Consider the following 11,002-nt stretch of genomic DNA (forward strand, 5'->3'; position numbering starts at 1 on the left):
CGCAGGCGATGCCCCGGACAAAATCAACACTACGGTGATAAAAACCGACATAGTGTAGAGTTTCGGTATCGGGGCAGGTCGGCCCCCTCTCAGTCCGTTGTGGAGGGCGATGAACATGCAGAAGTGGCTCATCACCGGAGTCAGCACGGGCCTCGGGCGAGCCTTCGCCCGGGCCGCGCTGGCCCAGGGGCACATCGTCGTCGGAACCGTCCGTACCGGGGAGGACCTCCAGGCCTTCGAGGAGCTCGAGCCCGGCTACGCGCACGGGCGCATTCTCGACGTGACCGACGACGACGCCGTCAGGCGGGTGGTCGACGAGGTGGAGCAGAACGTCGGCGCGCTGGACGTGGTCATCGCCAACGCCGGCTACGGCCTGGAGGGCATCTTCGAGGAGACCCCGCTGGCCGAGGTGCGGCGCCAGTTCGAGGTCAACGTCTTCGGGGCGATGGCCACCCTCCAGGCGGCCCTGCCCCACATGCGCCGGCGTCGCCGCGGGCACCTGATGGCCGTCACCTCCATGGCCGGGCTCATGGCCGTGCCCGGCATGTCCGCCTACTGCGGCAGCAAGTTCGCGTTGGAGGGCATCCTCGAGGCGCTGGGCAAGGAGGTCGCGCAGTTCGGGATCCACGTGACGGCCATCGAGCCCGGCTCCTTCCGTACCGAGTGGGCCGGGCGGTCCATGACCCGGGCGCCGCACGCCGTCCACGCCTACGACGAGCTGTTCCTCCCCCTCCGCGAGGCGCGGCAGAAGGCGAGCGGCAACCAGCTGGGCAACCCGGCCAAGGCGGGGGAGGCCGTCGTGCACATCGCCTCGCTCGAGCGGCCGCCGGCCCATCTCGTCCTGGGGTCGGACGCCCTGCGGCTCATCACCGCCGCGCGCCGGGCCGTGGACGAGGACATCCGCACATGGGAGGAGCTGTCCCGGACGACCGACTTCCCCGAGGGGGCTCAGCTCTGATGCCCGGTCACCGCCCTGCGCGGAGCCGGCGCACCACCGAACGCAAGGGCGACCTGCGGGAACGGGCCATCCTGGACACCTGCGAAGCGCTGCTGGCGGAGAAGGGCTACGAGGCCATGACCGTCGGCGACATCGCCCAAGGCGCCGGCATCACCCGCGGCGCCCTCTACTTCTACTTCGGCTCCAAGCAGGAAGTGGTCGCGGCGCTCGTGGCCCGCACCGTCGAGCACCTGTGGGAGCGCTCGCGGGCCACCGCGAACACCGAGGAGCCGCGCGAGGCCATCGCCATGGCGATGCGGCGCACGGTCGAGCTGTGGAACGAGCACGGCCTGGTCATGCGCACGGCGATCGACCTGGCGCAGACCGTCCCGCAGATCGGCGCGCTGTGGCGGCATACGGCCGATCTGTTCATCGAGGCCATCACGGCCGTCCTGGAACGGGCCGGCGTCGCCGTCGGTCCCGAGCCGGACCAGGCGCCCGCGATGGCCCGCGCCCTGTGCCTGATGGTCGAGCGGAGCTTCTACCACGCCTCGCAGATGTCGCGCGAGGAGGTGCAGAAGGCATCCTCGACCTGCGAGCACATCTGGCTGATCAGCGCCGGCCTGACCGTATGAGGACGGTCGGATCCGTCATGCCGAAATGGGTCAAGGTTTGGAAATTCACCGGTAATCCGCGAATTATCATGCGGGGTTCTGGCGTTTTTCCCACGATGGGTGATGGCCTGAAAGCAGTCGGCGGCGCCCCCTTGGGGGTGAGCCCGTCGGTCGCCGTCGTCGACGGCGCGGGCACGGTGATCGGCTGGACCGAGGCCGCCGAGCAGCTCACCGGCTACCCCGCCGCCGACATCGTCGGCCGCCCCGTCGGCGTGCTCCTGCCGCCGGGCGGCGAAGGCCTGCCCCGTACCGGATTGACGGAGGTGCGGCGGCGGGACGGCGGCGCGGTCATCGTGAAGGCCGAGGCCGCCCCGCTCACCCTCGGGGACGAACCCGGCCACTGGCTGGTGACAGCGGTGCCGGCCGCCTCCGACCTGTCCACCGGCACCGGCGCCCTGCTGGAGCTGCTCGGCAGCAGCTTCCCCGTCGCCATGGCCCTCTGGGACCGGGACCTGCGCTGCGTCTGGCTCAACGAGGCGGCTCGGCAGCTCAGCCACGGCTACCCGCACTACCGGATCGGCCGCCGCCTCACCGAGGCCATCGAGGGGATCGACACAGAAGCGCTGCAGGACGTCATGCGCAGGGTGCTCGACGGCGGCCCGCCCGTGATCGACCGCGAGGGTCTCTGGTCCCACCGGGGCGAGGAGCGCGTGATGTCCGTCTCGCTGTTCCCCCTGGAGGGCGCGGACGGCCGGCCGCTCGGCGTGTGCTCGGTGGTCCTCGACTTCAGCACCAGCCAGGCACGGGATCGCCTCAGGCTGCTGCGCGAGGCCAGCGTCCGGCTCGGCAGCACGCTGGACGTGATGAAGACCGGCCAGGAACTGGCCGAGCTGGCCGTCCGGGCGCTCGCCGACCATGTGACCGTCGACCTGGCCGAGGCGATGCTGCCCACCGAGCGGCTGCAGCGGCCTGTCACGACGGAGGCCGGCCTGCCCGTGCTCCGCCGGGTCGGCGTCGCGTCGGTGGACGAGGAGATGCGTGACGGGGCATCGCTCTGGATGCGGGACGAGACCGTGCCGGTGCCCTGGGGGTCTCCGGTCATGGAGGTCCTGCACTCGCGCCGGCCGCACTTCGAGCCCGTGCTGGACATGTCCGGCAACTGGGCGGTCCTGGACCGCGACCGGGTGCGGGCCTTCCACGCCGCCGGCCTGCACTCGCTGATCGCCGTTCCGCTGGAGGCGGGCAGCGACGTGCTCGGCGTCGCGATCTTCGGGCGCACCGTCAACCCGGCGCCGTTCACCAGGGACGACCTCATGCTGGCCGAGGAGCTGGTCACGCGGGCGTCGTTCAGCCTGGAGAACGCGCTCCAGTACACCCGCGAGCGGCTGACCACGCTCGCGCTGCAGCGCGACCTGCTGCCGCACGACCTGCGCGGCAGCGCCACCGTCGAGGTGGCCTCGCGTTACCTGCCCTGCACCCACGAGAAGGTGGGCGGCGACTGGTACGACGTCATCCACCTGCCCGGCGACCGCATCGCCCTGGTCGTCGGCGATGTCACCGGGCACGGCATCACCGCGGCGGCCACCATGGGCCGGCTGCGCACCGCCGTGCGTACGCTGGCGAACCTGGAGCTGCCTCCGGACCAGCTGCTGACCCACCTCGACCAGCTGCTGGCCGACGACGCCCGCGGCTTCGAAGCAGCGGGCGCCACCTGCCTGTACGCGGTCCACGACCCGCGGGCCGGTCGCTTCACCATGGCGACGGCCGGGCATCCGCCGCCCGCGATCGTGGCGCCGTCCGGCGAGGTGACGTTCCCTTCGCTGCCCGTCGGCCCGCCGATCGGCGTCGGGCTGGGCCCGTATCAGGCGTACGACGTGCACCTGCCGGCGGGCACCGTGCTGGCCCTCTACACCGACGGCCTGATCGAGAGGCGGCGGACCGACCTCGACGCGGGCATGGCCAAGCTCGGCGCCGTCCTCTCCCGCGCCACGTCGCGGCCGGCGACGCTCGACGGCGTGTGCACGGACGTGATCGACTCCTTGGTGGGTGACGCGCCCGCCGAGGACGACATCGCCCTGCTCGTGGCCCGTACCCGGGCCTGACCCGGCTCCGGCGGCGGTACGCGTGCGTCCGGCATGCGGCAAGATGGCTTGTCCGGGGTGTGATGGCGCGAAGGCATGGTGATGGGCTGTGACGACGTTCAGGATCAGCGAGGCCGCGGCGCTGCTCGGCGTCAGCTCCGACACCGTGCGCCGGTGGGTCGACGCCGGGCGGCTCGCGGCCGAGCGTGACGAGCTCGGCCACCGGCGGGTCAAGGGCGCCGACCTGGCCGCGTTCGCCCGTTCCCAGGTGGAGCTGGCCGAGGGCGGCCGCTCGTCGGCCCGCAACCGGCTGCGCGGCATCGTCACCGACGTCCTCAAGGACGCGGTGATGGCCCAGGTGGAGATCGCTGCGGGGCCGTACCGGGTGGTGTCGCTGATGAGCCGGCAGGCCGCCGACGAGCTGGGGCTGGAGCCGGGAGTGGTGGCAGAGGCCGTGATCAAGTCGACGAACGTGGTGGTGGAGGTCCCCGGGCGCGAGCGCGTGGCGAGCCAGTGAACCGCTGACCGGTATTTCCCTGTTTAGGAGTAGGCTTTCTCCTCGTGGCGATGCCACCGTGATTGTCGCGAGACGCCGAAGGGCAGGTCCGTGTGAGTTTCAGCCAGCTCTCCCACCTGGAATGCGGCCGGTGCGGGGCCGAGCACGACAGCGAGCGTCCGCAGAATCTCTGCGTCAAGTGCGGCTCGCCGCTGCTCGCCAGGTACGACCTCGACGCCGTCCGGTCCTCGGTCGACCCGGCGCAGATCGCGGGGCGCGCCCCCGACCTGTGGCGCTACCACGAGCTGCTGCCGGTCAGGAACCCCGAGTCGGTGACCACCCTCGGCGAGGGGATGACGCCGCTGCTCCCGCTGGCCCGCTACGGCGAGCGGATCGGCCTGCCGCAGCTGATGATCAAGGACGAGGGACTCATCCCCACCGGCTCGTTCAAGGCCCGCGGCGCCGCGGTGGGCGTGTCACGCGCCGCCGAGCTGGGCGTCGAGCGGCTCGCGATGCCGACGAACGGCAACGCCGGCGCCGCCTGGTCGCTCTACGGCGCGCGGGCCGGACTGGCCGCCACGGTCGTCATGCCGCTGGACGCCCCCGAGATCACCCGCCGCGAGTGCGTCGCGTCCGGCACCGACCTCCACCTGGTCGACGGCCTGATCAGTGACGCCGGGCGGATCGTCGGCGAGCTCGTCGCCGCCTCCGACGGCCGCGTCTTCGACGCCTCGACGCTCAAGGAGCCGTACCGGATCGAGGGCAAGAAGACGATGGGCATCGAGATCGCCGAGCAGCTCGGCTGGCGCATGCCCGATGTGATCCTCTATCCGACCGGCGGCGGCGTGGGGCTGATCGGCATCCACAAGGCCATGAACGAGCTGCGCGAGCTCGGCTGGATCTCCGGCCCGCCGCCCCGGCTGGTCGCGGTGCAGGCCGAGGGGTGCGCGCCGATCGTCCGCGCGTTCGAGCAGGGCGAGAGCGAGAGCCGGTACTGGGCCGACTCGCGGACCGTGGCGTTCGGGATCAACGTCCCGAAGCCGATCGGCGACTTCCTCATCCTGCGGGCGCTGGCCGAGACCTCCGGCACCGCGATCACCGTCTCCGACGCCGAACTGCTGGCCGAGCTGCGGGACGTCGCGGCCATGGAGGGCATGTTCGTCTGCCCCGAGGGCGCCGCTGCCTTCGCCGCGGCGCGCAAGCTGCGCGCCTCGGGATGGATCGGCGCGGACGAGCGCGTCGTGGTGCTGAACACCGGCGCCGGCATCAAGTACCCGGGGACGGTCCCGGTCGACGCGCCTGTCCTGCCCGTCGACGGTCACCTCGTGTAGCGCCTGTCACGACAGCGCGTCGAGTGCGCGGTCGACGTCCTCCGTCGTCGTGTAGACGTGGAAGCTCGCGCGCACCCTGCCCGCCCGTACGGCGGTCCGGATGCCTGCCGCCGCGAGGCGCTCGCCCGGGACGTCCACCGACACGATCGCCGACCCGGACGGCTCCAGGCCGAGGCCCGCGCTGAAACGGTCGGCGAGCGCCACGTCGTGCCGGTGGACGCGCTCGACGCCGATCTCGTTGAGCAGCTCGATGGCGGGGGCCGCGCCGACGTAGGAGAACCACGCCGGCGACAGGTCGAAGGCGCGCGCGTCGTCCGCGAGGCGCAGCGGCGGCCCGTAGGAGGAGCCGCTCCGGTCGGGGCCGCTGTACCAGTTGGCCGCGAGGGGGCGCATCCGCTCGCGCAGGTGCGGCGCCAGGTAGCCGAACGCCGCGCCGCGCGGCGCCATCAGCCACTTGTACGCGGCGCAGGCCAGCGCGTCGACGCCCGAGACGTCCACGGGCAGCCAGCCGCACGCCTGGGAGCCGTCCACGATCACCAGGGCGTCGTTGGCCCTGGCGGCGGCCACGATGTCGGCGAGCGGGGCGACGTACCCGGTGGCCGACTGCACCAGGCTGAACGCGACGGCGGCGGTGCCCGGGGTGATCGCGTCGGCCAGCCGGTCGGCGGGCACCGTACGCACCCGCGCCGCCACCGCCCACGGGAACAGGTTGCTGGTGAACTCGATGTCCGGCACGACCACCTCGGCCCCGGGCGGCAGGGCCGTGGCCACCACGGACATGATCTGCGAGACCGTCGAACTGATCATCACATCGCCGGGAGCCGCTCCGACCAGGCGCGCGAAGGCGGCGCGGGAGCGCCCCACGGAGACGTCCCAGGAAGCCCAGTCGTTGCTGCCGTGCCGCCACTCGGTCATGGCGGCCTCGAGCTCCTCGTAGGCGCGGCGCGGGGGGATGCCGTAGGTCGCGGTGTTGAGCCAGCCCGGGTGCGCGTCCCAGAGCTCGGCCGCCGCGGAGATGTCCATGCGATCAGCCTAGGCAGCCCGACGGGTTCCCGGGCGGCCCGCGGGGGCAGGCTTTCCGGGGAGGCGACGTCCATGATCGGAAAGCTGATCGAGCTCGGCGGCTTCGGGGTGGAGGCCGCCGTCACGCTCACCCGCAACGGGCTGCTGCGTCCCGAGCCGCCCGACGTGCTGGCGCGCGTCGTGGAGGCGTACCGGCACTTCCACGCCTCGCTCGCGACGGGCGTGGCCGTGGCCGCGGCCCGCTGGCCGGAGCGGCCCGCCGTCCTCGACGAGGACGGGACGCTGACGTTCGCCGAACTCGACGCCCGCGCCGCCGCGGTGGCCGCGGCCCTGCGCGCCCGCTTCGGCGCCGCGCCGGGCACGACGGTCGCGGTCATGTGGCCGAACCACCGCGACTTCGTGGTGGCCACCGCGGCGGTGTCGCGCCTCGGCGCCGACCTGCTGCTGCTCAACACCGGCCTGGCCGGGCCACGGCTGACGGACATCCTGCGCCGCGAGGACGTGGACGTGCTGATCGCGGACCCGGACCTGCCCCGGGTCGCGTTCGACGGCCCGTGCGTCGGCGATCTGGACGAACTGGCGCGAGAGGGCGGCCCCTCAGGGCCGCACCCGTCGTCGCCGGGACGGCTGGTGCTGCTCACGTCCGGGACGACCGGGACGCCGAAAGGCGCACCGCGGCGGCCGGCCCTGGGCGCGCTGGCCGAGCCGTTCGTGTCGATGCTGGCCACCGTGCCGGTGCGCGGCGGGGAGCCGATGCTCATCGCGCCGCCGCTGTTCCACGGGCTCGGCCTGCTCTGGTACGCGGCCGCGCTCGTCCTCGGCTGCCCGGTCGTGCTCATGCGCCGCTTCGACCCCGAGGCCGTGCTGGACGCGCTCGAACGCACCGGGGCGGGCAGCCTGGTAGCCGTGCCGGTGATGCTGCAGCGCCTCCTCGCGCTGCCGCCGCGGCGGCTGCCGCGCCTGCGCGTCGTGGTCTGCGGCGGCGCGGCGTTGCGCCCCGACCTCGCCACCGCGTTCATGGACGCCTACGGCGACGTCCTGCACAACCTGTACGGCTCCACGGAGACCGGCTGGGCGGCCCTCGCCACGCCGGCGGACCTGCGGACCGCTCCCGACACGGTCGGCCGCCCGCCGCGCGGGGCCACCGTCCGCATCGAGGGCCCCGACGGACGCGAGCAGCCCGTCGGCGAGGTCGGACGGGTGCTGGTCGGCGGCGGCCTGACCCTGGGCGCCGGCCCGCGGGACGAGCTGCTGGTCACCGGCGACCTCGGCCACCGCGACCGGCGCGGCCTGCTGTTCATCGACGGCCGCGACGACGACATGATCGTCTCCGGCGGTGAGAACGTGTTCCCGCAGGAGGTCGAGAACCTGCTCGCCCGGCGGCCGGGGGTGGCCGACGTGGCGGTGCTCGGTGTGCCGGACGAGCGGTTCGGGCAGCGGCTGGCGGCGTACGTGGTGGCGGAGCGCCACGCTGTCCGCCGACGAGTTGAAACGGGCCGTCAAGGAGGAACTGGCCGGCTACAAGACGCCACGCGACGTGGTGTTCGTGCCGGCCCTGCCCCGCAACCAGACCGGCAAGGTCGACCGCGCCCGGCTCCTTGAGTCATAGGTCGGCCGACCGGCTGTCCGGCCCGCCGATGTGGGTCACGATCGCGGTTCGTGCTTGCCGCGGGTGACACTCCTGAGTGGGCGACCCGGGCGGCTTCTTGATCTACAGTGTAAAGGCGCCGGGCGGGGTGATGTCGTGGTCAGTAGTTCGGGTAGCCGCCGGGCGGCGTGCCGCCAGGGGGTCTCCCGCCGTAGGTGCCGGGAGTCGTGTCGCCGAAAGGCGTGTGGCCAGGGGTGCCGCCGAAGGGCGTCCGGCCAAGAGCGCCGGGAGGCGGAGTGCCGAAGGGGGGCAGGCCGGCGGCGGCTGCCGAGCGATGCTCCTCCTGGGCGTGGGTGATCCTGCTGATGACGCCGGTCGCCAGCAGGGCGGCGATGATCATGAACGCGATGCTGACCACGTCGAACCGCGCGGCGGCGGCCATGGACTCCAGGTCGTCGGCCCGGAGCAGCAGCCGGGAGGCCACCTGAGTCGCCAGGGTGACGCTGATCCAGATCGCCCACCAGGCGTTCGGCAACGCCTTCGAGGGTCTCGGCGTGCGGGCGGAGGCGTACCAGATGTCGTCCACGATCTGCTTCGGGAACCAGAAGCAGATGATCGGCACGATCCACCCGAAGATCACCCAGGGGCGGCTGCGCCGATGGCCGTCAGGGGAGAGGACCTCGGCGTTCGTCCTCACCCGGTACAGCCACACCAGGAACGCCACGGCGGTGATGGCGTAGGCGAGAACCTCGAGGACGCCGGACAGGCCGTAGACGAGGTCGCCAGTCTCGATCTCCGCCTCGGAGACGGAGTCGAGGTCGACGATCAGGCGGTCCACCAGCGACGCGTACCACAGGTCGATCGTGGCCGCGACGACCCCGACGAGGGCGTGGCACACCAGGGTGATCATCGCGAAGAGGGCGAGTCCGCGGACCGGGCGTAAGGGGGACGGCGGCGGCGGGTAACCGTGGAAGGAGGGGGGTGGCGGATACATGCGCATGCCTTTCGAGAGCAGGGCGCATCAGTATGTCGAGACGAGGCGCGGAAAAGGATCAGTTGTTCGACCTGGCATCCTCTCGTGATGACCCCGGGATATCGGGTACGCACCGGTGCCGTGTCCGGCGCACGGCCTCCATCTCCACGTAAGGGGAGAGCCGCCGACGACGGTCCAGGTGTTCGGTGGAGGCGGCGTCCCTGAGGCGGGTGAGCTCCCCGACGGGGACGAGCACACACAGACGCGCGGGTGTGATGGGTGGTGCGTTGGCGGGGGGCTGTGGGGGTGGTTAGGGTGCAAGCGGTCCCATCAAGGTCACCGCGTCGGTGCTCGGCGCGCCCGTACGATCACGAAGCGAGGCTCGATGCCCTCTGTGCTGGTGCTCAACGGCCCCAACCTCAACCTGCTCGGCACGCGCAAGCCGGAGATCTACGGCTCCACCACGCTGGCCGACGTCGAACGCCTGTGCCGCGACACGGCCGAGCAACTGGGGCTGGAGCTGGAGTTCCGGCAGTCCAACCACGAGGGGCAGCTGATCGACTGGATCCAGCAGGAGGGGCCGCGGGTCAGGGCGGGGGAGTCGATCGGGGCGGTTTTCAACGCGGGGGCGTACACGCACACCTCGGTCGCCCTGCACGACGCGATCGAGTCGGTGGAGCTGCCGGTCATCGAACTGCACATCTCGAACGTGCACCGGCGGGAGTCGTTCCGGCACCACTCCTACATCTCGCCCGTCGCTACCGGCATCATCGTGGGGCTGGGCGTCGCGGGCTACGGCCTCGCGATCAGGGCGCTGCACGAACGGGCGTCCGCGGCGAAGGGCTGACCTCCCGGCCGCCGTGTCTGTAGGGGTGTGCCTCGTACGTGATCTGACGCCTGCGACGTCCCGATGGCTTCTATGCTTTGGCGATGCGTGTCGCATTCAGCGGGGAGCTGTGGTTCTGGAGAGGGCCGGCGCCCTGGTACTTCATCACGGTTCCGGACCGGGAGTGCCATGACCTGCACATGGTCGCCGCGTCCGTGACGTACGGCTGGGGCATGATCCCGGTGACGGCGGAGATCGGGGAGACCCGGTGGAAGACGTCGATGTTCCCCAAGGACGGCCGCTACCTCGTCCCGGTGAAGTCGGCGGTGCGGAAGGCCGAGACTCTTGACGTGGGGGACGTGGTGACGGTCCGCCTGTCCGTGGACGTCTGACGAACCACCGGTGCCGGGCAAGCCGTGGGAGCGAAAATGCGGTTTACCGCAGCAATCAGCCTTGCGATGATGGCGGGGTGATCACCCCAGGTTCTGTGGCGGCCGGCGGCGCATACGTGAACTCGTACGAGATCACAGCCCCCGCGCGCGTCGTACACGTCAGCGGTCAGATCCCGGTGGACCCGTACGGCGAGGTTCCCGAGGGCTTCGCGGCCCAGTGCCGTCAGGTGTGGGCCAACGTGGCCGCCGTCCTGGCCCAGCACGACATGGGCCTGTCCGACCTCGTGAAGGTCACGACCTTCCTGTCCGACCGCGCCTACCGCGCGGAGAACGCCGCCATCCGCCGCGAGATCCTCGGCGACCACACACCGGCGCTCACGATCATCATCACCGGTATCTACGACGAGTCCTGGCTCCTGGAGATCGAGGCCATCGCGGCCCGATGACAACCGGCCGCCGCATGCCCGTGCGCTCGCCGGGGCTCACCGTCCTCGACGGTGGAGGTAGGCGGCGATCGTCGCCGCCGCCAGCCACGTGACGCCGAGTACCAGGCCGCGCGCCGTCAGATAGTCCGCCGTGAATCTCTCCGGGCCTTCGACGAAGTAGTCGGTGACGGCAGACCGTTCGGAGAATCTCAGTGATCCTCTTGCCTGCTTCGCTGGCATCTGCCTCGATTGTTCGAGGTCTTACGTCGCCTCCACAGGCGTTTAGCGTCTCCGGGGAACTGCCCGGCGACGTGAA

General features: G+C 71.8%; 11 protein-coding genes and 1 pseudogene. 10 read left to right on the top strand and 2 right to left on the bottom strand.

Annotation, left to right across the window (positions count from 1 at the left end; all coding sequences use genetic code 11):
* The first annotated feature begins 109 nt into the window (after positions 1 to 109).
* From BLR04_RS30060 to BLR04_RS30080, 5 genes are all read left to right on the top strand, one after another.
* Positions 110 to 958 carry an oxidoreductase gene (locus tag BLR04_RS30060; protein ID WP_090771583.1) on the top strand — a complete coding sequence of 283 codons (849 nt, stop codon included), beginning with the start codon at positions 110 to 112 and terminating at the stop codon, positions 956 to 958.
* Positions 958 to 1,572, top strand: coding sequence for a TetR/AcrR family transcriptional regulator (locus BLR04_RS30065; RefSeq protein WP_090771585.1), 615 nt, complete (start codon positions 958 to 960; stop codon positions 1,570 to 1,572). Before BLR04_RS30060 ends, BLR04_RS30065 begins: the two co-directional genes overlap by 1 nt.
* A gap of 95 nt (positions 1,573 to 1,667) precedes the next feature.
* The gene (locus BLR04_RS30070; protein WP_176903355.1) at positions 1,668 to 3,653 is read left to right on the top strand and encodes a SpoIIE family protein phosphatase; all 1,986 of its coding nucleotides are present in this window, start codon (positions 1,668 to 1,670) and stop codon (positions 3,651 to 3,653) included.
* 88 nt (positions 3,654 to 3,741) lie between these two features.
* Positions 3,742 to 4,149, top strand: coding sequence for a TOBE domain-containing protein (locus tag BLR04_RS30075; protein ID WP_090771589.1), 408 nt, complete (start codon positions 3,742 to 3,744; stop codon positions 4,147 to 4,149).
* A gap of 92 nt (positions 4,150 to 4,241) precedes the next feature.
* Entirely contained in the window at positions 4,242 to 5,459 is a 1,218-nt protein-coding gene (locus BLR04_RS30080) for a threonine synthase (protein WP_090771591.1), read from the top strand.
* A 6-nt stretch (positions 5,460 to 5,465) separates the two neighbouring features.
* Here the strand turns inward: BLR04_RS30080 and BLR04_RS30085 are convergent, their stop codons facing one another.
* Complete coding sequence (locus BLR04_RS30085) at positions 5,466 to 6,482, bottom strand: aminotransferase class V-fold PLP-dependent enzyme (protein ID WP_090771593.1); 1,017 nt, start codon at positions 6,480 to 6,482, stop codon at positions 5,466 to 5,468.
* A 72-nt stretch (positions 6,483 to 6,554) separates the two neighbouring features.
* Between BLR04_RS30085 and BLR04_RS30090 the strand changes: the two are divergent.
* Positions 6,555 to 7,895, top strand: a pseudogene (locus tag BLR04_RS30090) (AMP-binding protein); the annotation flags it as partial.
* Positions 7,894 to 8,091, top strand: a complete 198-nt coding sequence (locus tag BLR04_RS42470; RefSeq protein WP_281191757.1) for an AMP-binding enzyme — start codon at positions 7,894 to 7,896, stop codon at positions 8,089 to 8,091. The pseudogene BLR04_RS30090 and the gene BLR04_RS42470, both read left to right, overlap by 2 nt.
* Before the next feature lie 139 nt (positions 8,092 to 8,230).
* Here the strand turns inward: BLR04_RS42470 and BLR04_RS30095 are convergent, their stop codons facing one another.
* A complete protein-coding gene (locus tag BLR04_RS30095; RefSeq protein ID WP_176903356.1) occupies positions 8,231 to 8,980 on the bottom strand; it encodes a DUF4328 domain-containing protein in 750 nt (249 codons plus the stop codon).
* 448 nt (positions 8,981 to 9,428) lie between these two features.
* On the opposite strand from BLR04_RS30095, the gene aroQ reads away from it, so the two are divergent.
* From aroQ to BLR04_RS30110, 3 genes are all read left to right on the top strand, one after another.
* Positions 9,429 to 9,890 (top strand): type II 3-dehydroquinate dehydratase, encoded by a 462-nt coding sequence (gene aroQ / locus BLR04_RS30100; protein WP_090771597.1) that lies wholly within the window; start codon positions 9,429 to 9,431, stop codon positions 9,888 to 9,890.
* Positions 9,891 to 9,973: 83 nt separating this feature from the next.
* Positions 9,974 to 10,261: a DUF1905 domain-containing protein gene (locus BLR04_RS30105; protein WP_090771629.1), complete on the top strand. Its 288-nt coding sequence runs from the start codon at positions 9,974 to 9,976 to the stop codon at positions 10,259 to 10,261.
* 77 nt (positions 10,262 to 10,338) lie between these two features.
* On the top strand, positions 10,339 to 10,707 hold the full coding sequence (locus BLR04_RS30110) for a RidA family protein (RefSeq protein WP_090771599.1): 369 nt from the start codon (positions 10,339 to 10,341) through the stop codon (positions 10,705 to 10,707).
* The last annotated feature ends 295 nt before the right edge of the window (positions 10,708 to 11,002 follow it).

The sequence above is a fragment of the Nonomuraea maritima genome (assembly GCF_900100395.1).
Taxonomy (GTDB): domain Bacteria; phylum Actinomycetota; class Actinomycetes; order Streptosporangiales; family Streptosporangiaceae; genus Nonomuraea; species Nonomuraea maritima.